This window comes from Psychrobacter sp. PL15, from assembly GCF_035984995.1.
Lineage (GTDB): Bacteria > Pseudomonadota > Gammaproteobacteria > Pseudomonadales > Moraxellaceae > Psychrobacter.
In genome coordinates this window covers 215,435-233,475 of the sequence record NZ_JAXCIB010000004.1, presented here as the reverse complement: position 1 = coordinate 233,475, position 18,041 = coordinate 215,435, and the positions used below count along the sequence as shown (strand labels likewise).

Here is an 18,041-nt window from a genome sequence, read left to right as displayed (position 1 = left end):
AGAACGATTTTTTGAGAGTGATTCTTCGAGAATAAGTCTTTGAAAAGTAGGCTTTGAGGGTATTTTGTTGCCAATCATTTCTTGGAGGCTGCAAAGCTGACAATTTGCTTAGGTTCAGGTACTATATAGTAGTCAGTCGCCTAGGCGGGGTAGCTTGTTTTTATGGTAATACCGTGTCATTCGGGTGACGTTTATTTTCTGCTGGTAATAGTATGCTATGACCCAACCGACCTTTAATCCAATTTTTAAGCCAAGTAGCCAACAAGGCCTTGTTGCGTCTGCTGTAGATGAAGACGAACTTAAAAGTAATCCGTACAATCCAAAGAATGTGCCGCAGCATAAGCAACAAAATAGCCCGCCTATAATACCTGATAAAGCTACTTTATTAGCGCTATTTACGTTGCCGTCTGCTGTGGTGAAATCTACTGAAGCCGCGTCTACTGAAACATTATCTGCTAACAGCGCTTCTGCTCAAATATCTGCCAATCAAAGCCTGACTAATGATACTAGCGAGACTAGTGTCGCAAGCCAACGGGTGGCGCTCTACCGTACGCAGCATCAGCGTACGCAGCTATTATATCTAGCGTCTGCCAATACACGCCCGACTTATTTGGTGCAAACCATCAAAACTCAGTTCGTAGAATATCAGCACTATATGCTTGCACAGCAGCTCGATAAGCGTGGTTTGCTTGATACCGAACCGCTAGAGCGTTTATGGCAACAGTTGCATGTGGTTGATGACATTATCGCTGACATTGTGAGTCATATGCCCGCCCAGCAGCCAGCAGGTTGGCAGCTCGCTACTCAAGATGGTCACAATCCGCTACGCTTTCCTACCGTTGGTAAGCTTAAGCATCCCAAGCCTATCCAAGACCAAGCCAGTCTTAACAGCTATGTGTTGGGTCATTTTGGGGTCAGTAGTTTCACTTATGATCGCGGTTATTATATCGGTCATGTGGTTGGCTATTTATTCAGCTGCTATTTCTTTGCTCATTTGTCTATCAGCTATGGCGTCACTACGCTGGGTGAGCAAGTCGTTGGCGATTATGATTATGCCAGTCTGGAGACCCCGCACATGGTGCGGTTGCTACAAGGGCTGGACAGCTACTGTAAAAAACGTATCTATCAGCTGGCCGTTATCTGCGCCCGCCTCAGTGTCTATGCTACTGATAAGCGTATTGAAAAAATGCTAATCGCTGAGGTCAATGACTTCGATAAAAAATTACAACAACAGCATTTAGATGTGTTGTTATTGCAAGGGTTGATGCCGGATAGTAGCGATTCCACACCGCTGTTCTAAACGTACAAACCCATTGACACTTACTATATTTATTATCACGACATTTATTCTTACGACAATTATCATTACTACATTGAGTACCGCTAAAAATAACCACCCCTGCACTGTTTGTTTTTGACCGCCCTAGGACATCTGCCGCTATGACTGCTTATCATTTTAAAGCGCTTGATGACCAAGGCGGGTCCCAAAAAGGCTTGCTCGAAGGGGATTCTGCGCGGCAAGTGCGTCAGCAGCTGCGGGACAAACACTGGATACCAGTCGAAGTCAGCGCGGTCCATGATAAGCAAAGCCAATATAAGAGCCGCCATAAAAAACCCTCTGCTTATGAGATGGCACTGCTAACTCGGCAGCTGTCAGTGTTGCTGGCGGCCGGTATTCCCCTTGAAGAAACCTTGGCAGCAGTCGCCAAGCAATCGCCAAAAACCCACATTAAGTCCTTAATGCTTGCCGTACGCTCGTACGTCCTAGAAGGCCTAACCCTAGCACGCGCCTTAGAACAAGCCGCTAGCTTTCCGCCCCTATATATCGCCACCATTGCTGCTGGCGAAAAGTCTGGTCATTTGGATCTCATTTTAAATCAGCTGGCAGATTACACTGAAAATCGCTTTGCCCTACAAAAGAAAATCCAAGGCGCCATGGTTTATCCCATAGTGCTGATGGTAATGGCAGTAAGCGTAATCATGGGGCTAATGAGCTTTGTGGTGCCCAAAATTGTCAAGGTATTTGAGCAGTCCGAGCAAGCGCTACCCTTGATTACTCAAATAGTGCTTACCTTGTCAAATGTCATCACTCAGTGGTGGTGGCTAATGCTACTGGTATTAGGTGGTGCGGCTTTTTTGTCTTATCGCTTTGCTCAAACCCAAGCGGGTAAGCTGACCATAGATAGCATCGTACTTAAATTACCGATATTGGCTCGACTTTCTAAAGGTCTCAACGCGGCACGTTTTGCCAGTACTCTTGCAATATTGGTGCGCTCAGGCGTGCCCTTGATAGAAGCATTACACATTGGGGCGGCGGTCACGACCAATCTGCATATTCAAAAAACTATTATCCATGCCGCTGATAGAGTAACGGAAGGCGCAAGCTTGTCCAGCCAGCTTGATAAATCGCGATATTTTCCACCGATGATGGTGCAAATGATCAAAAGTGGTGAGAATTCAGGTGAGCTTGAGAGTATGTTAAGCCGAGCAGCCAACATGCAAGAAGCCGAAGCAACCAACTTCATCAGTACCTTATTGTCGTTACTTGAACCACTGATGTTAGTCTTGATGGGTGTGGTAGTCATGATTATCGTGATGGCGGTGATGTTACCGATTGTGAATATGAACGATCTAGCAGGTTAAGTTCAACTCCGTATTACGCTAAATTCTAATTTTTATTACGTTGCTATTTTAGAAAAGGCTTCTTAGCTGTTACCCTATTATTGTACAATTCTAGGCGTTCAGTTGTGGCTTCTAAAACCTATCCCCTCGCTGTCCTTACGCCAAATTAATTTTGCTATTTATTTCTGATTTAATAATTAATCTTAACCTATATTTAGGTTTCTTAATTTTTTCTTAATGTTGTAGATTGTTGTCTAGCCCCTGCTTTTACTACCAGTCATCTAGTAGTTGAGCTATAGTCGCCGTTATTATGTTTTATTATATTATGTTGCCTGCATTAGATTACTTGTATTAGCAATGAATGTTGTTAGAAACGGCATTCTTCTAATATTATCACTTTTTAAGTACCCATAATTAAGTAATAACTATAGGGTGACGATAGAGTAATAGTAGGGTAGCGCGCTACGATTGAACTATCGCGCAAAGGTGTTATCGAAGGCTATGCAAAGAGCTATATTTTGATATTGATTGGGCAATAATCCGCGGCGAAGAGTAGATAAATACAAAATCATGGTCTATAGTAACAATCGTTTAAGCACTCATCTCTACATTATTTAAGCACCAGCTTCTAACAGTGACGACATCTATTATGACCATGAATACTCAAATCAAACCAAATATTATCGAGCCGTACATGATTAATAATAAGCCGTCTGATTCTGCCATTGACGGTCGCCAAACGCTAGCCCAGATGCATCAAGGTCAGTCTGGCTTTACCTTGATTGAAATTATGGTGGTGATTGTCATTTTAGCCATTCTTGCCGGCCTAGTCGTACCAAAAGTAGTTGGACAAAGCGATAAAGCGCGGGTAAAAACGACAGAGACCGCGCTAGCGACAGTATCTAACGCACTAGACATGTATAAAATAGATAATTCGCGTTATCCCACCACCGCTCAAGGTCTGGATGCGCTCACTACGCCGCCCGCCGACGCCAAAAATTATCCTGAAGGGGGTTATATCAAAGGCGGTTATCCTACTGATGGTTGGGAAAGCGACATGCAGTATGTCGCTCCAGGCAGCGAAGGTCGGCCTTATGATTTGTTTTCTTTAGGGGCTGATGAACAGCAAGGTGGCGAAGGCCAAGATACGGATATTTATGCCCGACTGTAGTGGTGCTTAGCGTTATTTATTATAGACAGCTTAATACTAAATGACCTATCAATAAGCAACTCATTATAAAAAATACAGCAGCAAGTCATTCGTATAAATAAGCTCAGTGGCAAATAACTTGATATCAAGCAACCAAATATCAAATAGTACATCAGTTCGTAACAGGCTATTTAATAGCTAATGAGTACCAACTAATAAGTACTAATCAATAAGTACCAATCAATAAGTACCAACCAATAAGTACCAATCAATAAGTACCAATCAATAAGTACCAATCAATAAGTACCAATCAATAAGGCGTTATTGGTTGGTATTTTTACTATTATACGCCGTGGTAGCAATAGCAATAAACATGACAAGTTCAATACTGCGCTAGACAGTCTTTTGTCCTTAGTGACCCTGCTATCAACAGTAAGTTTTGATTTTAAACATTAACCGTCAAAGGTAGGTATTTATGTCAATTAAGACGCCAGCATTAATAACAGTACCAACAAAAAAACCAGACTCTAAAAAGACTTATGTGCTGGCGCTGGTCATCGCAAGTACTTCGTTGATGACCGGCTTATTAATGACCTCTATGACTACTCAGGCTGCAGGTCTAAGCGATCTATTTGGTAATAATGGCAATACGGCGCAATCGAAGTTTTTGCCTGTTGATAAAGCTTTTCAAGTGAGTAGTCGTTCTAAAGCGATGGCCAAGGGCACGCGTTTATCGATCGCTTTTGATATCACGCCAGGTCATTATGTTTATAAAGACCAGCTCACTTTAAATTTTCCTAAAGGGGTGAGCGCCACCCCGTTTACTTTTAATCAGTCGCCAGTCTCAATTAATGATCCAACTTTTGGTCAGGTACCGGTGTTTACGCAAAAAAGCGTCGTGGCAACCACGACCTTGACCACCAATAATGGTAAAGGGGCGAAGAATGCACCGCTTATTATTGGTTGGCAAGGCTGTGCAGAAGCAGGATTATGCTATCCACCAGTGAAGATTAAAACCACGGTTGATATTACGGTGTCCCGTAAATAAATATTGAATAGGTCGATTCAAATATTAGTAATAAATAGGTAGCCCTTCATGTCCATCAAGACCCCAGACAGCATCCCATTATTAAAAGCATCGTCACTAACTAAAAATGGCCCTGCAAAAAAGTCTTATTTATTGGCATTTGTTATTGCTGGTAGCTCGTTGCTTACCGGACTAACAGCAACGTCAATGACCACCCAAGCGGCAGGGTTGAGCGATCTATTTGGTAGCAAAAAAACCGATACTCAACCTAAATTTTTGCCAGTGGACAAAGCCTTTCAAGTCAGTAGTAGCAGCAAACCTGCCAGTATTGGCACCCGCTTGGCCATTAACTTTGATATCACGCCTGAGCACTATGTCTATAGAGATCAAATTAAGCTAACCTTGCCTGCTGGCGTGACCGCCGGGCCTTTTAGCTTTAGTCAGTCTCCTAAGTCAATTGATGATCCAACATATGGACAAGTAGCCGTCTTTGATCAGGCCAATGTAGTGGCGACCACCACGCTGACCAATAGTAGCGGCAAAAGCGTAAACAATGCGGCGATTGTTATTGGTTGGCAAGGTTGTGCGTATGCAGGCCTGTGCTATCCACCTGAAAAGATCAAAACTACCGTCAATATTGCTGCTGCACCGCAACAGTCCGCGGTAAATAGCGTCGGCACTGCTGCCAGAAACTCTGCAACTAAAAATAATCTTGCGAATAACGCCCAAGAAAACCTTAATTCTGTGAATGGAGTGGTAGCTGCAGGTACGACGACATCAGCAACTACCAATGTAACTGATGCTAATGGCCTCACGTCTGACGCGGGGCAAGCGCTAACCGATGATGAGGTTATTGACTATGCCTTGATAGATGATGATTCTTTAGAATACAGCTCTCTAAATGAAAACACTGTCAATACAATTTCTGGGGCAGATGGTAGCGTATTAGGTGACGCTACTGACGCTACTGACGCTACTGACGGTGATGCTGGCGCAGTCAATAATTTAGTAGAAAGCGATCCGTTCGGGCTGGCTTCTCATCCGTGGTTGGCATTAGGCTTATTGTTTTTAGCGGGTCTGGGCTTGGCCTTGACCCCATGCGTACTACCGATGTTGCCCATCGTCGCTAATATCGTCGCGCGCGAGGAAAACCCAACAGTCAAAAGAGGGGTTATTTTAACCACTAGCTATGCCATAGGGGTCGCCACTGCTTACGGTATCTTGGGGGCATTGATTGCGGTATTCGGCGAGTCATTAGGTATCATCGGCTGGCTACAAAATCCCATTATCTTAATCAGCTTTGCTATTATATTTGTATTACTCGGCCTATATATGCTTGGAGTATTTACGGTTCGTTTACCACGATTCATTACCCGTAAAATGCAAGGCTTAAGTCAAGCGGGTGATAGCAAGCTTGGTAGTACCGGCGGCAGTCTAGTGGCTGGGTTTTTATCCGCCTTGATCGTTTCACCCTGTGTGTCCGCACCATTATTTGGGGCGTTATTAGCCGTTTCTACCATCGGTAGTCCGTTACTAGGATTTGTGGCCTTATTTATGCTGGGCTTTGGCTTATCAGCACCGTTGATATTAATTGGGGCTACCCAAGGGAAAATTATACCGAAAGCTGGCGAGTGGATGAACTGGGTGAAGCAAGGTTTTGCCTTATTGTTATTCGCAGTGGCTTTGTTATTAATCGAGCGGGTCTTTATCTCGCCAGTGATGCTACTGATATGGGCATTATGGTTCATGGTGGTTGCGACATGGGCATGGAGCTGGATCGGTAAAGGCCGAATGCTCACGCAAGCACTGGGCATGGTAGCGGGTATTTGGGCGGCCTGTTTGATCATCGGTGCAGCACTGGGTAATGATGATAGCTTGCATCCGTTAGCGTCATTAGGCGCGGCGTCAATGATGATCCAATCGACTGATGGTCAATCTATAGGTAATAATAAATCGACCGACGAGACTATTACTACCCTAGCACAGTTAGACCTCATTACTGCTGCAAACCCTAAAGTCTTAGTCGATGTCACCGCTGAATGGTGTATTGAGTGCCGTATTATGGATAAAAATTTATTCTATAATCGTCCCGCGCAAATGCAGGGTTGGAAGCTGGTTAAATTAGACATCACTGAGACCAGCGCTGACTCTAAAGCTATTTTAGCGCGTTATCAGCTATTCGGTCCCCCAACGCTACTATACTATCAAGAGGATCAGCTAGTTGCGAAGCAAGTGGGTGAGGTTGGTCGGCAAGAGTTTGAACAGACGTTGACTAGACTCAATAAATAACGCAATATGCTGAGGGATATAGATTGATATAATTGATTCAATATAAAACAGAGCCACTTGTAGTAGCTTGCCACTGGTATAAACTTAGTAGCTTGCCACTGGTATAAACTTTTCTTGCTTGCTGTGCCTACGCAGACAGAGGCTGCAAAAATTTTATACCAGCAGTACCCTAGTGTTTTTAAGGTAGTTCATCTATAAACTATGGCTACCAAGGTATAACGTTAGTTTTTACTCAACCATACCCTTAAGACTATCCAGATAAATTGACTCTATCTCTATGACTATTTTTAATGTGGTAGCTACAGTTGCCAGGCCAACGCAGCATTTATCAATTGGCGTACTGACGGGTTTGCTTGTTATCGTAGTGCTGCTTAGCGCCTGCCAACCAAGCGACTCCGTGTCTGCTGACCAGCAAAACAACCTCCAAGGCAGCACTGACCAACCCGTTAATAATGATGGGGTCAGTGCTGTAGTTGAGGATGATTTATTCTCTGATATCGTTCCTACTTACGCAGACGCACCAACCGATGAGGCGATAGCAAGCGGCGTAGACGTTAATAGAGATGTCAGCGCCATAACGGTTGCTACTGCCTGTCAAAATGAGACGCTAGTAAAGGCTTTTAAAGCACAGCAATCAGACCGACAGGTTAAAGGTTGTGGGACAATTATCAAGACCTTGCCTGACGACAACGACGGTAGCCGCCATCAAAAGATACTGGTCGAGCTTGAGGGGGTTAGTCCGAAGCAGACGGTATTGTTGGTACACAATATCGATTTGGCACCGCGGGTCGCTGAGGTTTCTAAAGGGACCTCGCTGAGCTTTTATGGCGAGTATGTTTATAATAATAAGGGCGGCTTGGTACACTGGACCCATCACGATCCGGCTGCTCGCCATCAAGGCGGCTGGATTGATAGTAATGGCGTACGCTATCAATAATCATTCGAGTATGACAGTTGATTATAGTTGCCTGCATCCCCTATTATCAGCCAGCTGTTAAGTTGCTATCAACTAATTATCAACTAACTATCAACTAACTATCAACTAACTATCAATCAATTCCAAGCCAAAAAATATATCCTATAAAATGACCATAGAATGCTCAATCGCTGCTAGCAACTGGGACACATTTTCGTTACAATAAATCAACAATTTTGAAGTCACTGTTGCTGTTCTCAATATCCAAGTCCTGTTTATTTTCTAGCTCATTTTTACTATCGTTTATTCTATTTCCTATGTTAGCGGTTACGATAACTTTTATGTTAGTTACCTCATATGTTAGTTACCTCATATGTTAGTTACCTCAGATACTCTGCTGGCTGCAATGCCAGTAAGATAAAGGACATCTATGTTTGCCAGTATGAATTCACCGCGCCAAAGCATTAACTATCAAGGTACGCCGACTTATTTAACTATGGCGATTGGTTTGACGCTCAGCTGTTTTGCGTTATCAGCACAAGCAGCCACTAACGATTCATCGAAGGTAGAACCGCTAGCGATAAATGCCTCTGAATCGCCACAGGCCATTTATAAGGGTTTAAACAACCCTAATGCTGACTTTAATGACAGTGAACTGGCTAATGATGCCTTTGTTGCTCAGCAGACTCGATTGTTTTTTGAATGCACTCAAGTGCAGACCAGTGCGGCGCGGCTAGCCTGTTTTGATAAGGTGTCGCAAGAAGGCAAAACCCCAAGTTACACTACTATTAAGCAGCCGGTAGATCTAGTAAAAACCTTTCAAAGTACGCTCTCAGGCAATCCACAAGTAGTATTAGCTGAGAATGTGATTACCATTAATGCTGCTGCAGGCGACGACGCCAAAACCCTGTCGGCGACCAACCAGCCACTCACCCAAGGCAACTTGGAAACGGGTGAGTTTGTCAAAGATGAAGCGCAAATTTTAGAAGAAGTGGGCGTTACTCAAGATGATATCGACAAGTTCAGCGCACTAAGTCTAGCCTATGATTTAGATAAAAACAGTGAGCGTGGCACTTATTCGGTACGTCCGCATCGTCCTATGTATTTGTTACCTTATTTTTATAATTTCAAACCCAACCGCAATCCTGGTAGCCCGACTCGACAGCTAGAAAAGCCTTTCACCTCCAATGAAATGCGCTCTACTGAGCTGAAGCTACAAGTGTCTCTTAAAACCAAAGTCGCTGAGGATTTATTTGGTACCAGCGCTGATATGTGGTTTGCTTATACTCAGCAGTCGCATTGGCAGGTCTACAATGAAGACAACTCACGACCTTTTCGTGCCACTGATTATGAGCCTGAAGTGTTCATCACTCAGCCTGTGAAAGCCAACTTACCGTTTGGTGGACGCTTGCGCATGCTAGGGGCAGGGGCGTCGCATCATTCTAATGGGCAGTCTGATCCTCTATCACGCTCGTGGAATCGAGTGTTTTTGATGGGTGCTGCTGAATGGGGTAATTTTTCTATTCTGCCAAAACTTTGGACGCGAATAGGTGAAGAGAATGGCAGTGATGATGACAACTCTGATATCGAAGACTTCATGGGTTATGGCGACGTAACTTTCTTATATAACTTGCCAAGCAAACAAAGCATCGGTGGTACAGTACGCTACAATACCAAGACGGATAAGGGCGCGGTACAGCTTGACTACGTTTATCCCTTAACCAGTAATGTGAATGGCTATCTGCAAGTGTTCCATGGTTATGGCGAGTCTCTCATTGACTACAATCATGAAAATACTACCGTCGGTTTAGGGATAGTGTTGAATGACTGGAAAGGTTTGTAGACTACGTCGTTGAATGGCTTATGTCATTGAATAATTTATGTTGTTGCCTAAATAACAGGTATGGTGTTTTATGCGACGTTTAGCACCTTACCAAAGTGGACTATGGTTGGCAGAGTATCTAAGGGTAAGCTGCCAGCTATGCCGCATTTATCGCAGCGCCCCTCAACCTTATCCGCAACTCACCACCGAAAACCCGCCACATACTGATATCTTACATACCTTACGTACCAATCATTCCTTTATTGCCAACTTGCGCCGTCGATTTAATAACCGTTTTAGTAGCGGTTTGCTCTGTCCACGCTGTCATAACAGCATCGCGTGGCTACCTGAACCCTTTCATGTTGATCTTGCTGCTGGCACCGCGCTGCCCATTCAAGCAGCCACCTACTATGACTATCCTATACGCCAAGTCATCCGTGCCTTTAAGCAGCATGAAGATATGACCAAGCTGCCTTTATTGCTACACATCTTGCGCCAACTGCCAAGGCCACATGGTTGTCATCGTGATAACAGTGTCATCGTTGCTATGCCGACCACCAACCAGCGGTTGATTAAACGTGGCTTTGATCCAGTTAGTATTTTATCAGCGCAACTGTCCAAGCATTGGCAAATACCACTGTGGCAAGGTATACAGCGGGTCGATGATACTATCAGTCAGCAAGGATTGAGCCGCGCCGAACGCTTAAGCAACCTAAACGATGCCTTTGCCTTAACTGAAAACCCACCAGTTAAGCGTTTTTTATTATTCGATGATGTGGCCACAACGGGTGCTAGCCTACAAGCACTAGGGCGTACATTATATGACCAGTCTACTGGCTCCTCGGAAGCAAATTCGCACATTTCTTCTAATCCCACTAATGCTTACCACCTCTCCGCTTATACCCTCGCTCATGGCAGTCAATAACCATATTCCACAATCATAGCCCCATCATCTCTCACCACTAGCGTGTTGCTTATGTACTATCTTAACGTTATATTATTTATACAGTGGGTCTAAACTTGTGTTTAATCTCATTAGAGGCAATCGCAGTTTTCTCTTATATACAGCAACGACTAGTAATTATGGAACAAGAATTGCACTGGTTGTAATATAAAATCATTAACCATAGTTTTAGTAAATAAACCATATAATATCAATAAATTAGAGTAGGAATAGACACCTTAAAAACAAGGTGTTAATTACCATTGAATGATTAGCGGCATTTATAGCTAGTGGCACTCATAACTAGCGGCGCTTATATATAGGAATATGATGTGAGTGCACCTGTTAATAGCTTGTCATACCGACTCACAACCAGCTCAGGATTCACCCTAATTGAGTTGATGGTCACTATTGCCGTGCTGGCCATCATCGTGAGTATTGCCGCGCCCAATATCAGTACTCAGCTGGCCAATCAGCGAGTGAAGTCAACGACGGCAACTTTAACGAATGCTCTAAAAGAAGCTAAAGTTGAAAGTGTCATCCGTCGTCAGAAAGTGACTTTGAGTTACGATAATACTAGTGACCCTAGGTTCATTACGACTACTGGTTCAGATGGAAGTGTGATTGCCAGCTACAGCTACACTAGTCAAAGCACTATTAGGCCGTTATCAGTCACTACTATAATCTTTGAGCCCAGTAAACGAGTTACTACCGCCCGTACTTTTACGATTTGCGATAGTAATCTTACCGCGACATCGCGACAGATTGTGGTCAATAAAGTCGCTAACATTACTATCCAGTCGGGAGGAACATGTACATGAGTGGATTGAACTCTCAAAGAGGTGTGGGTCTGGTTGAAGTGTTAGTGGCTGTCTTATTGTTATCCGTTGCGGTATTGGGCTTTAGTGCGCTACAGATGCGAGCCATCACTGCTACTGATGAGAGCTTGGTACGTACTAGGTCTTTGACACTAGTGCGTAATTTAGCCGAAGTCATGCGCGCCTATCCTGAAGCTTATGTTACAGGTAGTGGAGCGACATTTACTACCGTTTTGCCAACCATAGCTAGTGCTGTTCCAACTGTTCAAGCTATTGCCACCAGCATAGCGATAGCTGAGGCAGATAGCGGAGATAGTGTGACTATTGATGGATTAATAATTAGTATTAATGGTGCTAATAACTGTTTATCAACAGGGACGACAACTGATGATGATGATAACGAGATACCAAATAAACTGTGCAGCATTAACCAGCTTGCTGCCCGTGATACGTTGCTAGTAAAAAAGACCGCACTAGAGGAAGATATCAAGCTGGCCGTTGTTAGCTGTCCGGCTGATGCGACCCAACAGGCTATTCAGCAGCAAATGTGTATTATTACCGCATGGAATGATACTAAGGCTTTGATAGATGATACTGATACTAAGGCTTGTGCCAATAGTGACGGCGTTTACAAAATCGGCAGTCATTGCTTAATATCGGAGGCCTATTGATGAGTGAAAATTATAATAACAATAGGGTAAGTTACTCATCAAAGGTACAAGGCTTTACACTTATTGAGCTGATGATATCGTTAGTGTTGGGGCTGCTCATATCAGCTGCGGTTATGCAAGTTTATGTAATAAGCGCGCGCACTATTACCGTGCAGCAAAGCGCATCAGAAGTTCAGAACAGTGCTATATTCGCTTTGCAAGCAATAGAAGATCGTGTTCGCATTGCTAATTTAGGCAATCCTATTACCAATATTAATGATACGACCAGTCATGGCGGTGTGGTACTGACGACCACGAATTTAGGTAGCAATAACGACACTGGGACTGAATTTCTTACCAATAGTAATGGCTTTAGAGGATGGGCTGGCACATCAAATATAAGAGATGTTGCTAGCGATCAGCTGACCATTCAATATAAAAATATCACCCCAAATATTATGTATGACTGTGAAGGAACAGCAGTCCCAGCAGGAGATGCTAACTGGGTTATTGAGCGTTATTTCGTACGTTTGGCGTCAGGTGCTAGCTCTGGAACAGGGGTACAGGATTTGGTTCTAGCTTGTGATGCCGGACGCGTTACGGCTGCTGGCGCGGTATCTGACTTTGGTGGTAACGGTGTTGTTATTATTCCAGCCGTTGATCAATTTAAAGTATTGCTAGGTACGCAAACGAATGTGGCCCAGTTCACTTATCTACCAGCAAATATTTACCTAGGGCTGACGGATAAGCCCGCAATTACTACTATTAAGTTGGGCATTATTATCCGTAGTAGCACGCCATTGATAACCGACGCTGACAAAGATACTTTTACTATCCTTGGCGAGGCGCAGACCTTAAAAACGGATACAACACGGAGCAAGTACTATCGGCGCAGCTATGAGTCCATCGTTTTATTACGTAATGCGCGAGTCATGACAGTGATTGCTACGGCACCAAAGCTTGCATCAACGACCACACCGCCTACGTCTGCTACGCCATAACTGGAAGGTAATATGTCAAATAATAAGCAGTATCAATACTCAAAAAGGCTACCTTCGCACTCTCAACAAGGAGCGGTATTGATTGTGGTGTTGCTATTTTTGGTATTAATCATATTGGCAGGTGCCATCGCAGTCAAACGAAGCACAACCGATCTAAGACTGGCGACCAGTGATCAAATCAACACTTTACTATTACAGTCCGCTGATAATGCCAACCAAAATATAGAACAAAGCATCAATGGTAGTAGTGATACTGATATCTATAATGCCATGCTCTCAAGCACAGGTCCGTTTGGACATTTTATCTTGAATCCTGATAGTAGCGAACACGAATATATCTTTTGCTTTCGTCCGCGTGGACAATTCTTTAATATCAATAAGACAACCATCTCTATTCCGGGTGGTGGCAATGTATTAGGCAGTAGTAATGGCTATTGTGATCCTGCACTGCCAGATGATTATGTTAGCAAGCGTAACGCCAGTATGACTCAAGTCAATATCTCCTTGACTCCTAATAGTGCCAGTAATGAGGCATTTGGTAGCTATACTATTGGTCAAGATAGTAGTGAGGTATCCAGTCAAGCGTTTATGTTCGATATTAATAGTACCGCAATATTACCTGCTTATGCTGGCGCAACAGGAAAAGCTAAAGATTGTTTTATCGAAACCAGTCAGTATGACAGCGTTACTGATAAAAATAATACGATAGCAGGATGTATGGCAAAAGAAGGCATACCCAGTACCGAACTCTATGAGATGGCCAATGTAAAAAATCAGTCACAGCGCACTAGGTGTGTCGAACTTGGAAAAACTAGTAGCGGTAAGTCTATAGATTTACTTTGTAGCCTAATACCTTAAACAGCTAAATAAAATATAACGTTAATCTATTGATAGCATAAGGATAAGACTATGAAATACATACATAATAGACAGTCCGCTAGACGTTCATGGCATACGACTGCATTGTCAGCAGCGGTATTGGTAGGTCTAACCGTTGTCAGTACCTCAGTAAATAGCGCCACCGAGGACAAAGAAATCGGTGATTTAGAAATTTATCAGGCAGCCAAAGGTGGCAAAGTTACTATTATGATGATGTTGGATACCTCAGGTAGTATGGATGTAGATGTGTATGGTAGCCGGGCATGTGACTTACCTTCAGGCACATCTTCTAAAGGAGTTGGTTATGAAAACTCTTCGACCACACCTACATATACCCGAAAGTATTGTGAGGATAGTAATTCGAGATACTTTTATGCTTTCACTTATGGCTTTCTTTTTTTTAGTAAAGACCAATGGTATCGTTGTGGAGTGAGTAATGTGGGTAGTACAAATACTAAATCTTGTGATACTAAAATAAGTAAACCCACGTTCACAGAGAATTACCAAGAAAAGAATTTTTTTTTAGATAGTACTACTTATTACTATAAAGATGATAAATACTATGATCGCCTAACTAGGCTTAAAGACGCCATTTTCACTTTAATGAACAGCACCCAGCTGGACTCTGAAAAAGTAGCTATTGGAATAGGTCAGTATTCTACTCAAAGTGATAGTAGTAATGCACGTAAACCTGCTGACAATCAAAGCGGTAAGATACTTATACCTGCAGCGTTATTAAATGAAACACAGCGTAAATTGATTAAAAAAGAGGTTGCTGAATTAAAAGGCATAGGTGGCACGCCAACCGCAAATGCTTATGCAGAGGTTGGCGCTTATATGCTAGGAACTAAGACACCATCAGATAATAATGACAGTGGTTTTAGCGATTCCGTATCGTCTTCTAAAGAGAACGGTAAGTACATCAGTCCACTGTTATCTGACTCCACCTGTGATGGACAAGGTATCTATTTCTTGACAGATGGTTTACCAAATAACGCATCTAATCCTTTACCACTAATGAAGTCTGCATTAGGAACTAAAGGCAACTCCTTTACTATACCGACCACAGGCACATTACCTAGTAGTGGTAGCAAAGGTATGGCTGAAGTTGGTGAATTTTCTAAAGCCTTACGTAGTGCAACACTCAACCCTTTAGGTGCAAATAAAAAAATCCTAACTGCAGTCGTTGGTTTTGGTTCTTACTTTGAGGTAGACAGAGTTGCGGATGCAGGCAAGTCTAAAGAAAATCAAGTGATTCGTAGGCTTTCCTATCTCGACTCAAAAGGCATACAAAGAACTTCTGATTTTTATAATTGCAACAACATAGAAAACATAGATGCAAAAAATGCTTGTAACTGGGGTGCAAAACCACATGATGACTTACCAACGTCTGTAGGAGGGTTTGGTGAAGGAGGGTTTTATTCAGCACAATCTACAGACGATATTATCGCTAGTATTACCAGTTTTGTTAGTGATCTGGACCAAACTTTGCCTTCTGCTCCCTCAGGGACCATTACTATTCCAAGTGATCCATATCGGGCGTCCAATCAATTACCGTATGCTTATCTTCCGATGCTCGCACCAGATGTAGGTTCAAGCGCCAGCATATGGAAGGGTAATTTGAAGAAGTACAATCTAAACCAGGGTACGCTATTTGGCAATGGGGGCGAAAAGCTATATAAAAATGTCGCCGGTGATCTTAGTAGTACAACCCAAGACATATGGCAAACAGCAGATTTCCAGAATTCTAAAGGAATTGTTGCTAACAATGATATTAGCGCAGGTGGTGTCTATGCTCAGCTGAGTACACCAAAATCGGGTCTTAGTAGTGTACGTAAAATATATGTCGAAGACTATGAGGATGCCAATGCAAATTCTAAAAAACCTATACTACGTGAGTTGAGTGTCAATAGTGATGGTAAACCGGTAGGCTTTAATCTCTTACAAGATACTACTACCTATACTGAGCTAAATAAACGTCGCTTGCTGAGTTTCTTGGGTTTTGAAGAGGCAATATATGATGATGAGCAGATAGATCTGATTTCAGATGCTGATACAAAGATAAGTAATCTAACACTAATTCAGCCAACTGATGACATTAGAGTGCTGGGTGGAGTTGTGCATTCAACACCTACTGCTATCTCTTATAATGCTACTCTGGATGCTAATGGTCGAATAACTGCTTCTCGCGATGACTATGTACTGTTTGGCTCTATGGATGGTGCGTTGCATTTAGCTGATGCTGAAGATGGTGAAGAGAAAGTAGCCATTATCCCTAAGATTATGTTAACGAATCAGCCAGAAGCCTTGGTTAATAATTCTACACGTGATGATAATAAGACCGGTAGTCCTTATTTTGGGGTTGATGCACCATGGTTGGTAGTGACCGATTATAAATATGATTTAGATTCTACTCCAAAAAAAGTCACTGTTGATCAGTCAGGGAAAAAAGGTATGTTTGCCTACGGTGGTCTACGGATGGGCGGTGAAGCCTTTTATGGTCTAGATATCTCTAAAATTAATGACTTAACTGACTCTGCTCCAAAGATTCTCTTCAGTATTACCAGAAATGGTCTAAGCTCTGCAGCTAGTAATAAGTCTAATGAAAAAGGCTTTGAGCGTTTAGGACAGATTTGGAGTAAACCGACCGCTGCCAAAATTCGCTTAAAAAAAGATGATGTGAATCCTACTGATGTGCTGATCTTCGGAGGTGGCTATGATATGGCTTATGAAGAGGATGATTATGTGCCCACTACTGTTGCTCCTGCAAAGGGCAACGCCATTTATATGATTGAGGCTAAAACAGGCGAGCTAATCTGGTCAACCAGTGGTGCAGATAGCTTGTTAAAAAATATTAAAACAGATGCTATGATTCATAGTGTCGTCGGTGAGATCACCGTACTTGATAGAGACAATGATGGTTTGGCCGATCATATGTACGCTGCTGATTTAGGCGGACAAGTCTTCCGTGCTGATTTTGAGAATGCACGTCCTGCTGCTTCTGGTTTTACTCAAGTTAATAGTTTCTCAAGTAAGAAGGTCGTCCGTGTACTTAATGCAAGCGCTGATGACAGCAATGAATATCCTTATCGCTTTTACGAAAGTCCTGTTGTCAGCTTCTATCGTAATGAAGGAGCGGGCGTTAATAGCGGAAACATTTTTGCTTTAGTGAATGTTATATCTGGTAATCGCAGTGCGCCACTGTCTAAGTTGCGCGATGATAATGCGTACGCCAACCGAGTCTACGGTATTATTGACGGTGACGTGACAAATGGTAATTTGTATAATGCTGGTGTATATAATGGCGATTTTGTCCTTAGTATCGAAGACTTAACAGAAGAAGAAAATTTGGTTAACTTAGCTAGAATACTTGGTAACACTCCAACAGACGCTCAGAAGAATACAGCTAAAGTAGATATGATTTCAGGCGATAAGCAAGGCTGGTACTATCCGCTGATCCGCTTCGATGGAAAAAATAATGTGAAGTATAATAAAGGCCTTGGTGATAGTGCAGTGATCAATAGCCTGCTATATACCACGGTTTATAACCCTGAAAAGCAGTACGGCACACCTAATAGCTGCTCAGCTAGAATAGTGGGCGGCTCAGAACGCCAACTTTATTGCTTGCCTTATGGTGTCTGTATGGATACAACTTCAATAACAGGTACTGGTGGTTTTATTCCTGCCGGTCAAGGTATCCAAGAACTAGCGCTGGGAGCATTTAATAAAGACAATACCAATCTAAAGGTGTTAATCGGTACGACACCGTTGAGTGAACGTATAAGTACAGACAATAGGGTCGACTATGTGGGAGGCGGTGATGGTAGTGGCTCTGAATATATATTCAACGAGCGCTATACCTTACAGCCACGCGCTTGGTATGAGCGCCAGCAGTAATTTTTGATGACTCATGACTCTATAACA

General features: G+C 43.0%; 13 protein-coding genes. All 13 read left to right on the top strand.

The window, feature by feature from the left end:
* The first annotated feature begins 217 nt into the window (after positions 1-217).
* The 13 genes from RCH20_RS05425 (at position 218) to RCH20_RS05365 (ending at position 18,014) form a co-directional block, all read left to right on the top strand.
* Positions 218-1,300, top strand: a complete 1,083-nt coding sequence (locus RCH20_RS05425) for a hypothetical protein (protein WP_327192854.1) — start codon at positions 218-220, stop codon at positions 1,298-1,300.
* A gap of 140 nt (positions 1,301-1,440) precedes the next feature.
* Positions 1,441-2,643, top strand: coding sequence for a type II secretion system inner membrane protein GspF (gspF, locus tag RCH20_RS05420; RefSeq protein WP_327192853.1), 1,203 nt, complete (start codon positions 1,441-1,443; stop codon positions 2,641-2,643).
* Positions 2,644-3,277: 634 nt separating this feature from the next.
* On the top strand, positions 3,278-3,793 hold the full coding sequence (gene gspG, locus RCH20_RS05415; protein WP_442793100.1) for a type II secretion system major pseudopilin GspG: 516 nt from the start codon (positions 3,278-3,280) through the stop codon (positions 3,791-3,793).
* A 454-nt stretch (positions 3,794-4,247) separates the two neighbouring features.
* Entirely contained in the window at positions 4,248-4,820 is a 573-nt protein-coding gene (locus RCH20_RS05410) for a protein-disulfide reductase DsbD N-terminal domain-containing protein (protein WP_327192852.1), read from the top strand.
* 48 nt (positions 4,821-4,868) lie between these two features.
* Positions 4,869-7,088: a cytochrome c biogenesis protein CcdA gene (locus RCH20_RS05405; RefSeq protein WP_327192851.1), complete on the top strand. Its 2,220-nt coding sequence runs from the start codon at positions 4,869-4,871 to the stop codon at positions 7,086-7,088.
* Between the two features lie 277 nt (positions 7,089-7,365).
* The gene (locus tag RCH20_RS05400) at positions 7,366-8,025 is read left to right on the top strand and encodes a DUF3465 domain-containing protein (protein ID WP_327192850.1); all 660 of its coding nucleotides are present in this window, start codon (positions 7,366-7,368) and stop codon (positions 8,023-8,025) included.
* Between the two features lie 409 nt (positions 8,026-8,434).
* Positions 8,435-9,847, top strand: a complete 1,413-nt coding sequence (locus RCH20_RS05395) for a phospholipase A (protein ID WP_327192849.1) — start codon at positions 8,435-8,437, stop codon at positions 9,845-9,847.
* 70 nt (positions 9,848-9,917) lie between these two features.
* On the top strand, positions 9,918-10,751 hold the full coding sequence (locus tag RCH20_RS05390) for a ComF family protein (protein ID WP_327192848.1): 834 nt from the start codon (positions 9,918-9,920) through the stop codon (positions 10,749-10,751).
* A gap of 350 nt (positions 10,752-11,101) precedes the next feature.
* Entirely contained in the window at positions 11,102-11,590 is a 489-nt protein-coding gene (locus RCH20_RS05385; RefSeq protein ID WP_327192847.1) for a pilus assembly FimT family protein, read from the top strand.
* Positions 11,587-12,258: a type IV pilus modification protein PilV gene (gene pilV / locus RCH20_RS05380; RefSeq protein WP_327192846.1), complete on the top strand. Its 672-nt coding sequence runs from the start codon at positions 11,587-11,589 to the stop codon at positions 12,256-12,258. The genes RCH20_RS05385 and pilV overlap by 4 nt, the downstream gene beginning before the upstream one ends.
* Entirely contained in the window at positions 12,258-13,238 is a 981-nt protein-coding gene (locus RCH20_RS05375; RefSeq protein WP_327192845.1) for a PilW family protein, read from the top strand. Before pilV ends, RCH20_RS05375 begins: the two co-directional genes overlap by 1 nt.
* A 12-nt stretch (positions 13,239-13,250) precedes the next feature.
* The gene (locus RCH20_RS05370) at positions 13,251-14,096 is read left to right on the top strand and encodes a pilus assembly protein PilX (RefSeq protein WP_327192844.1); all 846 of its coding nucleotides are present in this window, start codon (positions 13,251-13,253) and stop codon (positions 14,094-14,096) included.
* 51 nt (positions 14,097-14,147) lie between these two features.
* Complete coding sequence (locus RCH20_RS05365) at positions 14,148-18,014, top strand: PilC/PilY family type IV pilus protein (protein ID WP_327192843.1); 3,867 nt, start codon at positions 14,148-14,150, stop codon at positions 18,012-18,014.
* Positions 18,015-18,041 lie beyond the last annotated feature (27 nt).

Coding starts and splice junctions, on each gene's coding strand:
- RCH20_RS05370 (WP_327192844.1), top strand. CDS start 13,251: ATGTCAAATAATAAGCAGTATCAATACTCAAAAAGGCTACCTTCGCAC.
- RCH20_RS05400 (WP_327192850.1), top strand. CDS start 7,366: ATGACTATTTTTAATGTGGTAGCTACAGTTGCCAGGCCAACGCAGCAT.
- RCH20_RS05405 (WP_327192851.1), top strand. CDS start 4,869: ATGTCCATCAAGACCCCAGACAGCATCCCATTATTAAAAGCATCGTCA.
- RCH20_RS05425 (WP_327192854.1), top strand. CDS start 218: ATGACCCAACCGACCTTTAATCCAATTTTTAAGCCAAGTAGCCAACAA.
- gspF (WP_327192853.1), top strand. CDS start 1,441: ATGACTGCTTATCATTTTAAAGCGCTTGATGACCAAGGCGGGTCCCAA.
- RCH20_RS05390 (WP_327192848.1), top strand. CDS start 9,918: ATGCGACGTTTAGCACCTTACCAAAGTGGACTATGGTTGGCAGAGTAT.
- pilV (WP_327192846.1), top strand. CDS start 11,587: ATGAGTGGATTGAACTCTCAAAGAGGTGTGGGTCTGGTTGAAGTGTTA.
- RCH20_RS05375 (WP_327192845.1), top strand. CDS start 12,258: ATGAGTGAAAATTATAATAACAATAGGGTAAGTTACTCATCAAAGGTA.
- RCH20_RS05410 (WP_327192852.1), top strand. CDS start 4,248: ATGTCAATTAAGACGCCAGCATTAATAACAGTACCAACAAAAAAACCA.
- RCH20_RS05395 (WP_327192849.1), top strand. CDS start 8,435: ATGTTTGCCAGTATGAATTCACCGCGCCAAAGCATTAACTATCAAGGT.
- gspG (WP_442793100.1), top strand. CDS start 3,278: ATGAATACTCAAATCAAACCAAATATTATCGAGCCGTACATGATTAAT.
- RCH20_RS05365 (WP_327192843.1), top strand. CDS start 14,148: ATGAAATACATACATAATAGACAGTCCGCTAGACGTTCATGGCATACG.